Origin of the sequence: Jejuia spongiicola (assembly GCF_023502325.1) — a bacterium.
GTDB lineage: Bacteria > Bacteroidota > Bacteroidia > Flavobacteriales > Flavobacteriaceae > Wocania_A > Wocania_A spongiicola.
This window is the reverse complement of record NZ_JAMFLZ010000004.1, coordinates 165,345-185,162: the sequence shown is the minus strand read 5'-3', so window position 1 is coordinate 185,162 and position 19,818 is coordinate 165,345. Positions and strand designations below refer to the sequence as shown.

Sequence of the window (19,818 nt, the reverse complement as noted above, 5' to 3'; positions counted from 1 at the left end):
GACTATTCTGTCTTTAAACTTTTTATAGGATTAGTATTTGCTGCTTTAATAGCCTGAAAACTTACAGTTGTTAGTGTAACAACTATAGCTCCTATTCCAACTGTAACAAAAACCCACCAAGAAACTTCTGTTCTATATTCATAATTATCTAACCAATTATTTACTCCATAATATGCTAGAGGAATAGCGATAATGGTAGCAAGTATTACCAAGGTTATAAAATCTTTAGATAATAATTTCCATAAATTAAACACCGAAGCTCCAACTACTTTACGAATTCCTATCTCTTTAGTACGTTGTTCTACTATAAAAGATGCTAACCCAAAAAGCCCTAAACAACTAATAAAAATAGTAAAGAAGGAAAATATTGTTGACAGCTTTCTAATGCGTTCTTCAGCAATAAATTTTTCAGCAAAAGTTTCATCTACAAATTGATATTCAAACGGTACATTAGGGGCATGTTTATTAAAAACGGTTTTAATTGCTGCTAATGATTCGCTTGCACTTTTACTTGGATTGAGTTTTAATTCTATCCAATTTGTATTATCATACTTTATCATGTAAACTGCTTGTTTTACAGGTTGAAAAGGCGATTCTGTTAATATATTTTTAACTACGCCAATAACTTTATGGTCTTGATTATTCCATCGTATTGTTTTACCTATTGGGTCTTTTATCCCCATATATTTAACAGCTGCTTCATTAAGAATAAATGCAGTGGAGTCAGTAGAAAACGTTCGTGAAAAATCTCTTCCTTTAGCAATATTCCATCCTACTGTTTTTCCGTAATCATGAGATACACAAACGGTTACTATATTGGTCAAAAAATTAGGGTCTTTTCCTTGCCATTCAAATCCACCGCCACTGGACCAAACGTCTGTTAATGGGCTTGAAGATTCAGACATATTTTCAATTGCTCCAGTGTTTAAAAGTTCACTACGTAAAACATTATATTTACCTTCATAATCTTCAGTAACTTTTCCAATCATTACCAATCCTTCCTGCTCATAGCCTATAGGTCGGTTTTTAGAATGGTTAATCTGCTTTTTTACAACAATGGTTCCAATAACTAGCATTACAGATACTGCAAATTGTACAACTACCAGTGTTTTACGAAACGACGTGGCCGATTTACCCGCCTTAAAACCTCCTTTTAGTACTTTAACTGGGCGAAAAGAGGACAAATAAAATGCGGGATAGCTACCAGCTAAAAGACTGGTTACTATTATAAACCCAATATTTATTAACCAAAACAGAATGTTTTTATAAGGAAATACAATCTGTTTATCTGCCAATTGGTTAAATGAAGGTATGGCTAAAAAAACAATACTAATTGCAAGTATAAATGCCAATACAACCACTAAGAACGACTCACTTAAAAATTGATTTATTAACTGCTTTTTAGAAGAACCTATAGACTTAAGAACACCCACCTCTTTGGCACGTTTTTCTGATTGCGCTGTACTTAAATTCATGAAATTAATACAGGCTAAAAGCAATACAAAAAGACCTATAATACCAAATAGCCATACATACTGTATAAACCCGCCTACATTAACACCATTCTTCCAATCTGATCGTAAATGCCAATCTTTCATTGGGTGCAGTACGAGTTCTGGATGACTTTTTTTACTATTACCAGACAAATTATCATAAACGGCATCTTTAATTTTTGCATTTACCAATTTCATATTTCTACCATCAGCAATTTGTACATACAACTGGTAAGAATTATTATCCCAAAAATTATTATCTCTAGCATATCGCACCCAACTATGAGACGTAACATATAATTCCCAGGGAGCAATAAATTCTAAATTGTTAAATGTTGCGTTAAAAGGAATATCTTGATATACCCCAGTTACAAATACATCTAAAAGGTTACTAATTTTTAATGGCTTTCCAATGGGGTTTATATCTCCAAAAAGGGCTTTTGATGTAGATTGAGAGATAACAACAGAATTAGGGTTTTTAAGCCCATCCCAATCTCCATATATCATTCTTAAAGACAACATTCTAAGTGCCTCTGGCTCCATAAACCCTCCTAACTTAGTAAGAATTTTATTATCTATAGATAGAATATTATCGCCGTGAAAAGAACTCATCACTACATAATCGAAATTATCGCCATATTTGTCTCTCAATTCGTTTCCTAAAGGAAAAGGCATAGTGAATCTAGTTCTCTTGTCTCCATTAGAAGACGTTTTATTCATCAAAACATGAGCAATACGATCATAATTTTCATGATTTTGATTAAAAGTAACCTCATCATATATCCATAATCCTATAAGAATAACTACTGCCATCCCTAATGCAAGACCGCTTAAATTTATAAAAGAAAGTCCTTTGTTTTTTATAAGGTTCCGCCACGCGATTTTAAAATAATTTTTAATCATAGTTATTCTGTTTTTAAGCTTTTTATTGGGTTAGATCTAGCAGCTTTTATCGATTGAAAACTTATTGTTATTAACGCAATAAGTATAGCAATAACTCCAGCAACAACAAATACCCACCAACCGATATTAGTTCGATAAGCAAAATCCATTAGCCATTTTTGCATAAAATACCAAGAAACTGGAGTGGCTACGAAAAAAGAAATGGCTACTAATTTTAAAAAATCGCGAGATAATAAATTTAAAATGCTGGATACAGATGCGCCCATTACTTTCCGAATTCCAATTTCTTTAGTTCGTTGCATTGTAGTATATGAAGCCAAACCAAGCAACCCTAAGCAAGACAGAAAAATTGCTAGTAAAGCAAAATTTAAAAACAATTTACCAAATTGTTCTTCGCTTTTGTATTGGCGACTAAAAAATTCATCAAGAAAATAATAACTAAAAGGTTTGTTTGGAATGATTTTTTTCCATTCTTTTTCAACGGTAACTATAGTTGAGGCGAGATTTGAAGACGGGACATTTATTGACAAATAATCGTGTCGATCAGCCTCAATACGCATGCTCAATGGTTTTATTGGATTTTTTAATGACTGGAAATGAAAATCTTTAATAACACCTATAATTTTTCCTTCACGTCCCCATTGTTTAAATCGTTTTCCTATAGCTTGTTCAGGAGAACTATACCCAAACATTTTCACAGCAGCTTCATTAAGCACCATTGCCTGCGTATTGTCTGTTTTAAATTCACGAGAAAAAGGTCTTCCGGCAACTAATTGAATATCAAATAAAGAAATGTAATCGAAATCTACGAAATATAGATCGAGGTTTGCTACTTGTAAATCGCCTTTTATATTTTCTATTTCTGAATATGCAGATGGATTTCCAGTCCCTGGAACACTTGATGACAAAGAGACGTTTTTAATATTTGACAAATCAGATATAGCCTGTTTAAGTGCGTCCCTATTTTTATCGCTATTAGTATCAACAACAAGAATCTGATCTTTTTTAAACCCTAAATCAAGATTACCCATATAATTCATTTGTGAATAGACTACAATGGTTCCAATAATTAATGCAATTGAAATAGTAAACTGTGATATTACAAGACTCTTACGCAAAAAGGTGCCTTTTGTTCCAGTAGAAAACCGTCCTTTTAAAACTGTTGTCGGTTTAAAGGAAGAAAGTATTAACGCTGGATAAATTCCAGCTAGTAGCCCTATCCCAATAGCTGTTAAAAAAAGTAATAATATATATGGAGGAGTGTCAAAAACTCCTTGACTAATTGTTTTACCCGCTAACTGATTAAATGATGATAATAATAGTGATGAAACAACTAATGTCAATAAAAAAGCAATAAGGCTAATTAAAACAGATTCCCCAATAAATTGTCGAGCCAATTGAAATTTTGCAGCTCCTACTACTTTTCGAATTCCTACTTCTTTTGCCCGTTCAGAAGATCTAGCTGTTGTAAGGTTTACAAAATTTATGCACGCAATCAGCAATATTAGCATAGCAACTATTGAGAAAACATACACATTTTTAATATTGCCGGTAACAAATCCTCCACGATCTGATTTGAGGTAAACATCTTTTAACGGTTCTAACAAAAGCGTTGGAAACATTTGTGATTTGCTCATTTCTTTACCACTCCATTTTTCAAGAAATGCTGGGAGTTTACTTTCAAGACCCGCTGCATTTGTACCCGGTTTAAGTAATAGGTAGGCAAAAGGTCCATAATTACCCCATTGATTATCTACGCCTTCAGCAAACTTTTTTGTAATAGTTGTCATAGATATTACTACATCACCCTGTATTTGGGAGTTTACTGGTATATCTTCCATAATACCAGTGACTGTTGAAGGAAAAGCATCGTCAGTGATTTGAATTACTTGCCCAATAGGATCATCATCACCAAAATATTTTTTTGCAGAAGATTCGGATAACACAATGCTAAAAGGTTCTTTTAATACTGTAAGAGGATTCCCTTTTAGTAATTTATAATCAAAAACAGTGAAGAAATCTGCATCAGCCCACAACGATTCGGTTTCGTTAAACGTTAAATTATCTTTTTTAAAAAGTATAACATCACTAAGAACACGAACCGCAGCTGATACTTCAGGAAATTCACTTATATGAGGTGGAACAGCCCAAGACGGCCCATTTCCATTAATTGTTTCTGTTGGGGTTTTAATGTCGGCAACAATCCTATAAATACGATCCTCCTTTAAATGAAAATTATCATAGCTTAATTCAAAGTTTACGTACAAAAAAATTAGAAAGCAGGCAGTCATCCCAACACTTAAACCAAAAATATTAATAAATGAAAAGGCCTTGTGTTTCCATAAGTTCCTAATTGCTATTTTGAAATAGTTTCTAAGCATAATATCTTTCTTTATTCATCCTTTAAAGATTCTACAGGATTTACAATGGCAGCATTAATAGTTTTAATACTAATTGAAAAAACAACTAGTCCCATTACCAATATGACTGGTAGCGTAAATAACCACCAATTCAATTCAATATGAAATGCAAAATTTTCTAACCATTTTGTTGCTAACAAATAAGTAACAGGAATACCTATAAGCATTGCTATAAAAACGGTTTTTATAAAGTTTTTTGATAGTAACACTAAAATATTTACAACACTTGCACCAATTACTTTTCTAATGCCAATTTCTTTTTTCCTTTTTAAAACAGTAAATGATGCTAAACCAAACAATCCTAAACATGCAATTAAAATAGCAAAGCCTGTAAGTACAGTAAATACATCTTGAAACTGCTTATCAGCTTTAAACTGTTTATCATATTCACTATCCATAAAAAAGTAAGAGAATGGGGCTGTAGGGAAAACTGATTTATAAGTTTGTTCTATTTGTGAAATTTGTTCTTTAGGGTTATTTCCTAAGAATTTTATACTTGCAAAACCTCCAAAATAATCAGAATATCTATGTATAATTGGTATATGAGCAGATTTAGCTGATTCTTGATGATAGTTTTTAACAACGCCTTTTATAGTCCACTCACTTCCCCAAAATTTCAATTTTTTACCTATTGCATTTTTAGCCTCTGGAATGCCCCATAAACGAATAGCTTCTTGGTTAACTATAACTTCTTTCTTATCTGGATGACTGGTCTCATCAAAATTGTTACCTTCTAATAATTCCATTCCCATTACAGTAATAAAATTGGCATCAATTTGAGTGAGGTAAAAATTATAATTATGATCTTCTATAACCTCTGAAAGGTTAATACCTGTAGTTGTACCCATTTGACTTGCCATTTGTCCAGGTACAGCTCCAGAAAGCGATACTAAACTTACAGAAGAATTTGCTAATAATTCTTGTTTAAAAACACTATAATTTTGTCGATCGGTATTTTGAGTAGGCGCATTTACAACAATAGTTTGGTCTGTATTTACACCTAAATCTATATTTTGCAGATACTCTAATTGCTGATTAATCATAAAAATTTGTATGAGTAAAATAATAGTAATTGCAAATTGAAAAACCACTAAAGATTTACGAAGGAGCACGCCTTGTGTTGAATGGGTAAAAGCACCTTTTAACACCGAAGAAGGTTTAAACGAAGATAGCACTAACGCAGGATAAACCCCAGAAAACAGTACTCCTAATAAAATAAAGGCTCCAAGTATAAGCCAAAAGAGTGAATCTTCAAAAATGCTAAAATCTGTTGGCAATCCAGACACTTCAATAAACTTAGATTTCGCAATTAAAATTAATAATACAGCACAGATTCCTGCACAAAAGTTAATAAGAAGAGATTCTATCAAAAACTGAACTCTTAATTGGCTTTTGGTTGAACCTACTACTTTACGAATACCAACTTCTTTAGCTCTATCTAATGCTTTTGATGTTGCTAGATTAATATAATTTACAAAGGCACTAATAATAACTAAAAAAGCAACACCTAATAGAAAAAATACTGAGGATGCTTTTCCATTAGGCTCCGTTTCAAAAGTTTTGTTGGAGTATAAATGAATATCACCAATCTTTTGTCCAATAATGCGCTGGTTTTTAAAATTCATTTCAACTTCCATTCGCTTATTCAAATCCAAAAGTGATGACGTAAAACTTGCGTAGTTTGTATTTGGTGTTAATAGTAAATAGGTTAATGTATTATTCCCACCCCAATTATCTTCTTTTTCACCATACTCTTCTAACATCGCTTTATCTGATAACATGGTTGGATAAGACATAAGCATATTAAATTTTAAATGTGTGTTTGGAGGACTATCTGCTACAACACCTACAACATCTAATAGTACTGACCCTTTAGCAAAAGGAATTTCTAGTGTTTCTCCAACAACATTTTTTTTATTAAAATACCTGAGTGCTGTTGTCTCAGTTAAAACAGCTTGATTAGGTTGTTTAAAAATATCTTTCTTAGTACCATATATTAAAGGATAAGAGAACATATTAAAAAATGAATGGTCTACGGCAAACAGTTTTTCTAATATAAAATGTTCGTTATCAATGCCAACATTAACATTGGGTTCTCCTATAGGGTAGGCTCTGGTAAAGTTTTCTACTTCTGGCATTTCTGCCAATACTTTTGCCCCTGTTGGTGGGTTCGTTTCACAATCTTGAGCAGTTACTGTTTCTCCGTCCATATAATCCATGGTCAACCGTACAAGTCTATCAACGTTTACATGTGTATTTTCATAGCTAAACTCAAATCTTACATACTGGATAATAAGCAGCGTAATAGCAAAACCTGTTGCCAAGCCTAATAGATTTATAAACGTAAAGCTCTTGTCCTTTTTAAAATTTCGCCACGCGATTTTAAAATAATTCTTAATCATGGTTATTCTGTTTTTAAACTTTTTATTGGGTTGACCATTGCTGCCTTTATACTTTGAAAACTAATAGTTACAAAAGCTATCATTATAACTGCAATCCCAACCATTATAAAAACCCACCAATTAATATCAATTTTATACGCATAATCATCTAACCAATTATTCATAAAATAATAAGCTATAGGTGCTGAAATTACAAGTGCTACCAAAACCATTTTGATAAAATCAACGGATAATATGCCCACAATTCGTATGATAGAGGCTCCTAAAACTTTTCTCACTCCAATTTCTTTTGTTCGTTGAATTACTGTAAAAGAAACAAGTCCGAATAAGCCCATACTTGCAATAAACAATGCCAACAGGGTAAATAGATTAAATGCCTGCCCCAGTTTATGCTCGGATTTGTACTGCTGATTATAAGAATCTTCAACAAATTTCACTTCGTATGGAGCTAAGGGAACTACATTTTTCATCGTTTTTTCAATATGCTCCTTTGTATTTTGAAAATCATCTATACTAATCTTCATAATTGCTACCCCAAAATGCTTGTTATATGGTCTTCGCATAGCCATAAAAAGAGGTTCTATTTCTTGATCAAAGGTTTGCGAATGAAAATCTTTAACGACTCCGATAACATGACCTTCATCAAAACTTTTTCCCACAGCAGTTTCCCAGCCTAACGCGTTTAAAGCAGCTTGGTTCAATATATAAGCATCAGAAGTATCTGTTGGAAACTTTTTAGAAAAATTCCTTCCAGCAACAAGTTCCATATCAAAAAGATCAATAAAATTGTAGTCGACATAGCTTCTATATAAGTTTAACTGTTTCTTGTCATGATTTCCTTCCCATTTATCAACATTCCCGAAACTATTGATTCCAAACGGTAATCGGTTACTAAAAGCTACTTCTTGAATTTTTGGATGATTTAGTAATTCCGACTGAATAACTGCTTCTTTTTCAAAAATTTCCTTTTCCCAGTAATCTACATAAACAACATGCTCTTTATTAAACCCTAAACTTTTATTCTGGATAAAATGTAATTGCTGATAGATAACTATACTTCCTATTGCTAGAGTAATTGCTACTATAAATTGCCCTGTTACCAGCACATTACGCATTAGTGAAGCGCCTTTATGTCCTTTTAAAAAATTTCCTTTAAGTGCTTTTTCAGGACTTACTTTTGAAAGAAATATAGCTGGGTATAAGCCCGACAAAATGCCGACAATATTAGCAATTACAAACATTGTAAGAACAAGTACGCCATTATTAAAAATGGAAAAAGAAATGTTTTTGCCAATCAATTCATTATACGTGGGCAACACTAATGAAACTAAAATCAATGATATTATAAAACTAATAAATGTAAATAATGTGGCTTCTCCTAAAAATTGATAAACCAGCTGTCTCCTACTCGCACCCATTACCTTAATTACACCTATTTCCTTGGCCCTTTGTGCAGCTCGAGCTGTTGTTAAATTTGTATAATTTATAGAAGCAAGTATTAAAATAATAAAACCAATGAATGCAAAGAGGTAGACATATTGAATATCTCCATTTGCTTCAATTTCATGGTTCACCTTTGAATACAAGTGAATTTTTTTAAGAGCTTGAAGTTTATATTCCGGGAAAAATTCGAAACCAGATCGTTGATATATAGGTTTTGTAATCTCCTCATAAACCTTCATTTTTTTCTGGAAGCTATTTACATCTGTTCCTTCCTCTAAAACTAAATAGGTTACATAGTTATTGCTGTTCCATCTGCCTGCATCTCGTTTATATTCTGAAGAAAGATCCAGTGGAACGATATAATCATAAGAAAAATGTTGATTCTTTGGCGGATCTGCAATAAGACCTTTAACAATTAATGTTTCTTTACTATTGTAGAGCAGTGATTGACCTATGGGAGAAGTTTTTCCGAAAATCTTTTTAGCTAAAGACTCTGTCAATAAAATAGACTTTGGGTCTTCTAATGCTTCTTTTCCAACGCCAGCAAGCACTGGAATAGTAAAAACGTCAAATATGTGTTTATCGGTAAGCAATCCTTTTTGAGCAAAAGACTCCTTATCTTTAATAAGTAGTCCTCCCCAAACATCTAAATTTGTTATAGCCAACACCTCTGGAAAATCTTTTTTAAGAGACTCCGCTAACGGCAATGGTGTTGCTATTGACATATCGGTTCCTTGATACATATTACCTTTTTGTTGCTGTACTATACGGAAGATATTATTCCCATTTTCATGCTGAGAGTCATAACTCAGTTCATATTGTATGTATAAAGCAATCAGAATAAAGCTCGACAATCCAATAGTTAACCCGAATAGATTTATAAAAGAATAAACCCTATTTTTAAGGAAATTCCTCCAAATCATCTTTATATTATTCTGTATCATTAGTTTCGTTTTTTTATTTTTAACACTTCATACAAAGTCTCAATAAACCTTGTTATTCAATTACTCATTCTTTAAGCAATTGTTGCTTTTGTTCTTTTTAAAATTTCGCCATGCGATTTTGAAATAGTTTCTAAGCGTAATCTTTTAATTTAGAGGCAACATATTTAGCTTTAAAAATGTTATACTTTTTATGATTGTCGTCATTTTTATTTATCCATTCAATCATTTTCATTTTTTCAGAAACATCCATTTCTCCTTTTATATACTTTAGAATTATTGTTTCCATGTTTGCCCATTTACACAACTCTTTAATTACTCATTCCTTAAATAATTGGCTGGTTTTACTAAGGCTACTTTTATCGATTCTGGTAATACTGATAATGCAGCAACAATAACAACAACAATTAGAGGTACAATAAACATCCATGGGTTTATGTCAACTCTAAACGCATAATTAGAAAGCCACTCCGAAGCCATAAAATATGTAATAGGAAGAGCAATTACTCCAGAAACAAACACTAAAACCACCAAGCTTTTAGGAATTAAAAGCAAGACATGCAAAATATTTGCTCCTAAAACTTTACGAACACAGAGCTCTTTAGTTCTTCGCATGGCCATATAGGACCCTAAGCCAAATAATCCTAAAGCTGCAATAAAAATAGCTAGTCCTGCAAACAAGAAAAAGAGTTGACCGAACTTACGATCTGCTTTATATTGACGATTAAAATGTTCGTCGAGAAAGAAATATTCATAAGGGTCCATAGGAAAAAACGCTTCGTATTTTTCACCAATATGCTTTACAGTACTTTCAATATTCGAGGTATTTATATTAACCGTTAAATAAGACGTATTATAGTACGTTGGATATAAAAACAGTGTAGGATCATAATCATTTTGAAGTGATTGTTGATGATAATTTTCCATAACACCAATAACTTCGGCGGTTCGATCTTGAGGCCCTAACTGAAATATAATGTTCTTATTCACGGCATCTTCAACAGATAAAAATCCAAGCAACTTCACAGCTGCTCTATTAAGCATAACTCTATATGGCTTATTTGCACTTGGAGGGTTAGGATTCCTAAAGCCGTAATATGAATGATCTTCTAATCTAAAGTTTCGTCCAGCTAATAACTTTATTTTATAAGCATCCATAAAGTCCTGATCTATACTAAACTGATTACAAATAACGTTGGCTTCCCTTTGTTCGTGTACCTGCCTAGTTGTATTATACCATGGATTTTTTTTTCCAGGCACGTCTGCGGTTGCCGCTACAACATTTACATTTGGGTTACGCAAAAGTTCAGCTTTAAAAACTTCCATCTTATCATTTACCGTAGAATCTACAACCATAGGTGCATTTATAATAAGATTATGCTTAGAATCAAAACCTAAATCTTGGTTTTGCATATACGAAAACTGACTGTACATAATAAAAGTACCAGCAATTAATGCGATAGATATGGTAAATTGAGCAACAACGAGAGCTTTACGTATTAAAGTTCCTTTTGTTGATTGATGAAATTTACCTTTTAATACCTGTATAGGTTTGAAACCAGACAGTACAAAAGCCGGATATATTCCTGCTAAAAGCCCTCCTAAAAAGATAAGTACAATAATGTGTGCCCATATTTGAGGTTTCAACCACATATCTGTAGATAATATGTGTAAGCCTACAAATTCATTAAAAGGGCTAATTAGCATACTTATTATAATAACAGCAATAACGGCTGCAATTAAATTAATGATTACAGATTCAAATAAAAATTGCACTATTAAAGCACTTCTTTTAATACCAACAACTTTTTTTAACCCTACTTCCATAGCCCGTTCTGTAGATTTTGCTGTAGAAAGATTAATAAAATTCATAAGTGCAATTAAAATTACAAATACAGCAATAAGCCAAAGAAAATTTAATGTTTTCTCATTACTGTTTACACTAATCTCATTACTCAAGTGGGATTTTAAGTGAATATCCTTTACAGGTTGCAATCCCATTTTCGCTTCAAAACTATGCTCTTGCATACTTTCGCTTAAATATTTATCTATAAAAGCTGGGAATTTAGCCTCAACAATTGCAGGATCTGTCCCTGGCTTTAACCTTACGTAATTATAAAACTCTGGCCAATTCCACGTAGTTTCTGTCCAAGGCCCTAACGTTGAAAACGAAATTAACATGTTAAATTTTAAATGGGTGTTTTCTGGAAGCTCTTCAAAAACACCAGTAACCTTTACTTGAATATTTCCATTCGCTACTAAAGTTTTATTAATAGGGTCTTGGTCTCCAAAAAAGCGTTCTGCAACTTTGGTAGATAAAATCATTGATCGCTGTTCTTTAAGAGCCGTTTTCGGGTTCCCTTTAACAAGATTAATTTTAAAAAGATCTAGCGCCGTACTATCAGCAATGTATATCATATCATTACTCACATTTGACTTTACCAAATCACCTTGTTCATTAGTATAAGACAACACAAAAGACCCCATCATAATCTCTTTATTCACAAGTCTTGCATAATTATCAACTTCAGGAAAATCTCGTTTCATTGCAGATCCAACTGCTGGATGCGTTGCCGCTGCGTCTACAAAACCTTTAGATCCTAAATTCGTGGAGAGTGTAACTCGATATAAGTCATCAATATGTGGCTGATGTTGATCGTAGCTAGATTCAAAATTTACATATTGAATAATGAGCAAATATGCTGTTATACCAATAGCTAAACCTCCTATATTAATTAGAGAATATCCCTTGTTTTTAATAAGGTTTCTCCAAGCTAATTTGAAATAATTTCTGATCATGATTGTTCGTTTTTTGATTGATGCTAATTATTCGTTTTTTAAATATTTTGCTGGATTTACAAAAGCTACTTTTATACATTCGGGTAAAACCGATAAAGCTGCAATAACAACTACCAATGAAATGGGTACAACAAACATCCAGAGACTTAAAGCTGTTCTAAATGCATAATCTGAAAGCCATTCATCTGCAAAAAAATAAGTAATTGGGGCAGCTATGAGGCCGGATATTAAAACCAAAGTCAATAAGCTTTTAGGTATTAATATTAATACTTGCGTTAGGTTTGCTCCTAAAACTTTACGTATACAAAGTTCTTTTGTTTTCTTTATCGCCATATAAGAGCCTAATCCAAAAAGTCCCAGTGCAGCAATAAAAATAGCGAGTATAGAAAACAATAAGCATATATGTCCAAATTTCACATCAGCTTTATATTGGCGATTAAAATAGTCCTCCAGAAAAAAATAATTATAGGGATCCATAGGAAAAAATTGTCCAAACTTCTCTCCAATATCTGCAATTGTTTTTTTTGCATTAGAAGTATTCATATTAATGGTTATATAGGCTGCATTGTAATACGAAAAATCCTGATAGATAGTTGGGTAATAGTCAGTTTGAAGAGATTCTTGATGATAGTTATCTATAACTCCAATAATTTCAGCTATCCCTTCCGTACCATCACTCAGCATTGGAAAGATTATTTTTTTGTTAACAGCATCTTCTATAGTTTCAAAACCTAATGTTTTAGCAGCAACTTTATTAATCATAACTTTATGCGCTCTGCCATTATCCTTTTCTTTGTCCCTATCGTATGTAGTAGCATCTCCCAATCTAAAGTTTCGTCCTGCTAATAATTTGATTTGGTATGTATTTAAAAAATCATAGTCAATATTTAAGAAATCACAATTAACTCCTTCCTCCCTTCTTTCATGTGCTTGTCTTACTATATTATCCAGTGCTATTTTTTTACCAGGAATATCTTGAGTCACAGTAACTGCTTTAATTTTGGAATTCTGTAGAAGCTCTCCCTTAAAAGTTTCCATTTTTCGGCTAATTGTAGAGTCTATAACTGTTGGGGCATTCAGTACAAGATTATGTTCCACATCATAACCTAATTCCTGATTTTGCATATAAGAAAATTGATGATAAATAATAAATGTTCCCGTTATTAGAGCGATAGATATGGCGAATTGAGCAATCACAAGGTTTTTTCGCATAGAAACACCTTTATTAGATTGATGAAACCTTCCTTTTAGCACCTCAATAGGCTTAAATCCAGAAAGTACAAAAGCTGGGTATATTCCTGCCAAAATACCGCCCACAAACATAAGAGCTAATAGGTGCATCCACAATCGAGGTTCTTTCCAGATATCTAGAGATAAAATCTCTAAGCCCACTAGATCATTAAAAGGTTGAATAAAAATGCTAACCAACCCTACAGCTAGAATAATACTTATAAAGTTGATGCAAAGTGACTCCAAAAGAAATTGAATAATCAAAGCTCTTTTTCTAATCCCAACAACTTTTTTTAAACCTACTTCCATAGCACGCTCCGTAGATTTAGCAGTTGACAGGTTAATAAAATTCATAAGGGCAATTAGTATCACAAAGAGTGCTATAATCTGCAGAAAGTATAATGTTTTTTCGTTGGCATTGGTCGATACTTCATTAATATGATGAGATTTTAAATGAATGTCTTGTACTGGTTGTAACCCAAATCGAGCTTCAAATCCATGTTCTTGCATAATTTCACTCAAATACTTTTTTGCAAAGTCAGGAAATTTGGCTTCTACTAGTGCTGGATCTGTACCCGGTTTTAATTTTACATAATTATAAAAATCTGGCCATATCCATGTTTGTTCGGTCCATGGCCCGAGTGATGAGAAAGAAACAAGCATGTTAAACTTAAAATGAGTATTCTCAGGAAGTTCTTCAAAAACACCTGTTACCATAAAGGGTGATCGATTATTAAATCTTAACATCTTACCTATAGGGTCTTCATTTCCAAAAAAACGTTGGGCTACTTCTTGAGATAAAATGATGGAGCCGCTCTCTGTTAAAGCCGTTTTCGAATTACCTTTTATGATTTTAATGTCAAACAAATCAACCACTGTACTATCAGCAATAAACAATTTCTCTTCATTAATATTCGTTTTTACAAGGTTTCCATGTTGGTCTTCGTAAGAAAGTACAAAAGTTCCCCACATAATATTTCTATCTACAAGACGCACATAACTCTCTACTTCAGGAAAATCTTGTTTCATTGCATGAGCAACTGCTGGATGATTTGTTGCCATGGTTTTAAACCCTTTACCTCCAAGGTCAGAAGTTAGTGTAACCCGATATAAATCATCAGCGTGAGATAAATGTTGATCATACTTTAATTCAAAACTAACATATTGAGTAATTAGGATATAAACTGCTATCCCAATAGCCAAACCAAGTACATTAATTGTAGTAAAAAGTTTGTTTTTCAGAAAAACTCTTAATGTTATTTTAAAATAATTTAATAGCATGATTATGCTTTACAATTTATATTAAGCTGTTCTCAGTTACTTTCTGTCCATCTAACATGCGAATAATACGATGACTGTATTTGGCATCGTGTTCGCTATGTGTTACCATTATTATGGTAGCGCCTTGATTATTTAATTCGGTTAATAATTCCATAACCTCATTACCATTACTACTATCTAAATTTCCTGTTGGCTCATCGGCAAGTATTAATTTTGGGTCATTAACCACTGCTCTAGCAACGGCTACTCTTTGTTGTTGCCCACCAGAAAGTTGTTGTGGAAAATGCTTGCGTCTATGCATAATTTGCATTTTTTCTAGGACCTCATGTACTTTCTTTTTTCTTTCAGCTTTTTTTACGCCTGTATAAATTAAAGGTAGTTCTACATTTTCAAAAACCGTAAGTTGATCAATCAAATTAAAGCTTTGAAATACAAACCCAATATTATGTTTACGGATGTTAGCCCTTTTACGCTCGTTATAATTAATAACCTCTTCACCATTAAAAATAAAACTGCCTCCATCTGAATCGTCCAACATACCTAGTATATTAAGCAACGTAGATTTTCCGCATCCAGAAGGCCCCATAACTGCTATAAACTCGCCTTGTTTCACTTCAAAAGACAGTTTATTTAAAGCTATGGTTTGTAACTCCTCAGTTTTGTAATATTTTTCTAAATCTTTAATTTTAATCATAATATGTGTTAGTTTATTTTAATACCAATTCTTGTTTATCGCCATAATTATCATAGCTAGATGTTATGACTTTATCTCCAGGTTGTAACCCTTCTAATACTTCATAATATTCTGTATTTTTTGTTCCGAGGCGGATATCTACTTTGTAAGCTATTGTACCAGCTTCATTCAATTTAAAAATCCAATTACCTCCGGTTTGTTGAAAAAAGCCTCCTTTTGGAACAAGAATGGCCTGCTTCTCTTCACTTAAAGCCAAACGAATTTGTAGAGATTGCCCACGACGAACCCCTTCTACTTTTTCTTCAAAAAGCATATCTACCTGAAATCGACCTCCAGTAACTTGAGTAAATACTTTCTTAATAATAAGACTGTACTCTTTACTATTAAAAAGAAATGTACCTCGTTGCCCTGTATAGATTCTAGATATATAATGTTCATCAATATCGGCACGTACTTTAAACCCACTCAAAACATCTAATTGTCCTAAGCGTTCACCTTTGTTTTTAGATTGTCCTATTTCGGCATCCAAAGATGTTAACTGACCATCAACTGGAGCTTTTACTACTAAATCTCCAACCTTCTTCCTCATTAATTTTAAAGCACTTTGGGTTCTAGAAAATGAATTTTGAGCTTGATTAGTTTCTTGCTTAGTTGATATCGAATCTTGTTTTAAAATTTCTTGAGCAAGTTCCATCTGCTGCTTTTGGTAGTTATAGTTATTTTCTGATTCTTGAAACTCTTGACGCCCAATAGCTTTTTGATCAAATAGTTTTTTATTAAGTTGATAAACTCTGCTAGCTTCAATAAGCGCATTCTCAACATCTGTCATTCTAGTCAACTTATTAATGGTATTTTGACGTGCAGCATTCTGAGAAATCTGCATTTGTGTTAATAAATTATATACTGATGTTTCTTGATTTACTAAACTCAATTCTAAATCGGTATTTGATAAGCGAAGTATAGGGTCACCTTGTTTCATAATAGCCCCATCTTCAACAAAAAGCTCATCTACTCGACCACCTTCAAGAGCATCTAAATAAATTGTGGTAATTGGTAAAACATTTCCAGAAACAGGTATATTTTCTTGAAACACTCCTTCTTTAATCTCACTAATGGAAATTCGCTCTTTATCTACATTTAGTTTAGAGTTTCCTCCAGTTGAAATAATTACAAAAGTGATTAATGAAATTAGAAGAATTAATCCAATAGCTATGCTAATTTGTTTCTTATTAAATCGTTTCTTTTCTAAAGGGATATCCATACAGTACCAATATTTATAACCTCTATATAGTCATTACTATGCCAATCACGTAAATACCTATAAATCATAATGTTAAAAATAATTTTATAAACAGAGGTGTTCGAAAATGATACAACTGTGTTCGCTTTCAAAACACTTTTTAATGCTTAAATAATTGTAGATTAATAATTTTTAATGCCCTCATTATTATTGTATTATTGTATTTATGTTGTTAAAAAACGCAAACATATTAGTTGTAGATGATGATACCGATGTCTTAACAGCTATGAGGTTACTGTTAAAATCGAGAGTTAAGGAGGTTGTTGTTGAGAAAAACCCTGGAAATATAATTTCCTTAATAGGGAAAACTAAATTCGATATTATTATTCTAGATATGAATTTTAATGGGCTTATAAATACTGGTAACGAAGGTATTTATTGGCTTAATAAAATTAAGGACATTGATAAATCAGTTTCTATTATTCTAATAACAGCATATGGTGATTTAGATTTAGCTATCCGATCTTTAAAAGAAGGAGCTTCAGATTTTTTAGTAAAACCTTGGGAAAACAGCAAGCTTATTGAGTCGATTACTGATATCTTAAATAAGAAAAAATCAAACACATATAAAAAAGCGGGCACCTCAATTACAAGACATGAAATTTTGGGTGAAAGTCATGCTATGACTGATGTTTTTTTGAAGATAAAAAAAATTGCTCCTACTGACGCTAATATTTTAATCTTGGGAGAAAACGGAACGGGCAAGGACTTAATTGCTAAAGCTATACACGATAATTCGTTAAGAAAACACAAACCTTTTATTAAAGTTGATGTTGGATCGCTAACTGCAACATTATTTGAAAGTGAATTATTTGGATACAAAAAAGGAGCTTTTACAGATGCAAAAAATGACAGACCAGGAAGGTTTGAATCTGCCGATGGCGGTACGCTTTTTTTAGATGAAATTGGTAATATAAGTTTGCAACAACAAGCAAAACTCTTAACGGTTTTACAAAACAGAAAAGTAACACCATTAGGCTCTAACAAAGCTATAGATATTAATATTCGACTTATTTGTGCAACTAATTTAGATATTGAATTTCTTGCAGACGAAGCTAATTTTAGAAAAGATCTTATATATAGAATTAATACTGTTGAAATTATTGTACCTCCGCTTAGAAACCGTGATAAAGATGTTATTTTACTTGCTAAGCATTTTATTAATGTTTACGCCGAAAAGTATTTAAAATCCAGCTTTAAACTAGATGATGGTTTTATTGAAAAATTAAGGAGCTATTATTTCCCAGGTAATGTCCGCGAACTACAATACGCTTTGGAAAGAGCAGTGATTATGGCTGACAGTGATTATTTACATAAAGAAGACTTAGTGTTTTCTCCAATAGAAAAACGAGGGAATAATATTGGCACATCCGATTTAAAACTAGAAACCATAGAAAAGAATGCTATTTTAAAAGTTATTGAGAAAAATAATGGTAACATTTCTAAATCTGCTAAAGAATTAGGGATTACGCGAACAGCACTTTATAGAAGATTAAATAAGTATGGCTTATAGAAAATATAAATTAGTTCTTACCTTAAGAGTCATTATTCTATTTTTTGCGCTAACAATTTTAGCGTTTACAATTACCTATTTAGATTTTCAAACCAATTTACAACTTAGTCTTGCTATACTAGCCCCTTTTTTAATCATATTGTATTACTCCTTTAGAAGCTTATACAAGTTTATATTTAGGCGATTTTATGAAATGGATGATTTTTTTGAATCTGTAAAGTATCGAGATTTCTCCCGATGGTTTAACGAAAAATCTGGATCTGAAGATATTAAGGAGTTACGCAAAGGCTTCAATGAAGTTAACAAAACCATACACGAAATAAATAAAGAAAAAGAAGCACAGCATTTATACCTAAAAAAAATACTAGAATTAATTAATACAGGAATAATTGCTTATAATATAGAGTCTGGTAAAGTTTTATGGATCAATGATGCTTTTAAAAAAACCTTAAGTGTTCCTTCTCTAAAAAATGTTCAGTTTATTGAAAAAAGAAACCCCAAGCTTTACAATACTGTTTTTACAAAAAACCATAACATTGAGGATAGTATAACCGTAACTATTGAGAACGAAAAAACAAAACTTTTAATAGCTAGTTCCATTTTCCAAATAAAGGAAGAGTCATATAAACTTATTGTTTTACAAAATATAGAAAGTACATTAACCCAAAACGAAACCGAGGCATGGAAAAAGCTTTTGAGTGTTATGACGCATGAAATCATGAACTCAATTGCGCCAATATCGTCATTAGCGGAAACACTACAAACCAAAGTTCAACAATCTATAAGCGATCCCAACGAGCATCAAATAGACATGAACGATTTAGACACAGGAATTGAAAGTATTAAAAAAAGAAGTGAAGGCTTATTAAAATTTGCTAAGACATACAGAAGTTTGAATAAAATCACCAAACTTAATTTAAGCAATATATTAGTAATCGAGCTGTTCGAAAACATAAAAACCTTAATGTTTCCTTCGCTAGAAAATAAAAATATTGACTTACATTTCGAAATTGAAAATCCAAATCTTGAAATAGAAATGGATACGTATTTAATTGAACAAGTATTAATTAATTTAATACTTAATGCGGTTGAAGCCTCTAAAGAAGTTAAGCATCCTAAAATTACTTTATCCGCTCAAAAAAATATTAATGGGCAAGCCATCATAAAAATAAGGGATAACGGAAAAGGCATTCCAAACGAAATAATAGAAAATATTTTTGTTCCATTTTTTAGCACAAAAAAAACTGGTAGCGGTATAGGTTTAAGTCTATGTAAACAAATTATGCTTCTACATAAAAGCAAAATTCAAGTAAAAAGTGCAGAAAATAAAGGTACAATTGTTAGTTTGATATTCTATACGGCTTAAAGCAAACTTCTAATTTAATAGCATAAAAAAAGC

11 protein-coding genes are annotated in these 19,818 nt (G+C 32.1%); 2 read left to right on the top strand and 9 right to left on the bottom strand.

Going from position 1 to position 19,818, the window contains the following annotated elements:
- Positions 1–2: 2 nt before the first annotated feature.
- The 9 genes from M3P09_RS10600 to M3P09_RS10560 all read right to left on the bottom strand — a co-directional run bounded on the left by M3P09_RS10600 (position 3) and on the right by M3P09_RS10560 (position 16,867).
- Entirely contained in the window at positions 3–2,396 is a 2,394-nt protein-coding gene (locus tag M3P09_RS10600; RefSeq protein ID WP_249973106.1) for an ABC transporter permease, read from the bottom strand.
- Between the two features lie 2 nt (positions 2,397–2,398).
- Positions 2,399–4,777, bottom strand: coding sequence for an ABC transporter permease (locus tag M3P09_RS10595; protein WP_249973105.1), 2,379 nt, complete (start codon positions 4,775–4,777; stop codon positions 2,399–2,401).
- A gap of 11 nt (positions 4,778–4,788) precedes the next feature.
- Positions 4,789–7,218 (bottom strand): ABC transporter permease, encoded by a 2,430-nt coding sequence (locus M3P09_RS10590; RefSeq protein ID WP_249973104.1) that lies wholly within the window; start codon positions 7,216–7,218, stop codon positions 4,789–4,791.
- Between the two features lie 2 nt (positions 7,219–7,220).
- A complete protein-coding gene (locus M3P09_RS10585) occupies positions 7,221–9,605 on the bottom strand; it encodes an ABC transporter permease (protein WP_249973103.1) in 2,385 nt (794 codons plus the stop codon).
- A 130-nt stretch (positions 9,606–9,735) separates the two neighbouring features.
- Positions 9,736–9,891, bottom strand: coding sequence for a hypothetical protein (locus M3P09_RS10580; protein WP_249973102.1), 156 nt, complete (start codon positions 9,889–9,891; stop codon positions 9,736–9,738).
- A gap of 26 nt (positions 9,892–9,917) precedes the next feature.
- Positions 9,918–12,401: an ABC transporter permease gene (locus M3P09_RS10575; protein WP_249973101.1), complete on the bottom strand. Its 2,484-nt coding sequence runs from the start codon at positions 12,399–12,401 to the stop codon at positions 9,918–9,920.
- A 27-nt stretch (positions 12,402–12,428) separates the two neighbouring features.
- Positions 12,429–14,912, bottom strand: a complete 2,484-nt coding sequence (locus tag M3P09_RS10570; protein WP_249973100.1) for an ABC transporter permease — start codon at positions 14,910–14,912, stop codon at positions 12,429–12,431.
- A gap of 16 nt (positions 14,913–14,928) precedes the next feature.
- Positions 14,929–15,606 carry an ABC transporter ATP-binding protein gene (locus tag M3P09_RS10565; protein WP_099563388.1) on the bottom strand — a complete coding sequence of 226 codons (678 nt, stop codon included), beginning with the start codon at positions 15,604–15,606 and terminating at the stop codon, positions 14,929–14,931.
- 13 nt (positions 15,607–15,619) lie between these two features.
- Positions 15,620–16,867: an efflux RND transporter periplasmic adaptor subunit gene (locus tag M3P09_RS10560; RefSeq protein WP_249973099.1), complete on the bottom strand. Its 1,248-nt coding sequence runs from the start codon at positions 16,865–16,867 to the stop codon at positions 15,620–15,622.
- Positions 16,868–17,072: 205 nt separating this feature from the next.
- Between M3P09_RS10560 and M3P09_RS10555 the strand changes: the two genes are divergently transcribed.
- Entirely contained in the window at positions 17,073–18,419 is a 1,347-nt protein-coding gene (locus M3P09_RS10555; protein WP_249973098.1) for a sigma-54-dependent transcriptional regulator, read from the top strand.
- Positions 18,409–19,785, top strand: a complete 1,377-nt coding sequence (locus M3P09_RS10550; RefSeq protein WP_249973097.1) for a sensor histidine kinase — start codon at positions 18,409–18,411, stop codon at positions 19,783–19,785. The genes M3P09_RS10555 and M3P09_RS10550 overlap by 11 nt, the downstream gene beginning before the upstream one ends.
- Positions 19,786–19,818 lie beyond the last annotated feature (33 nt).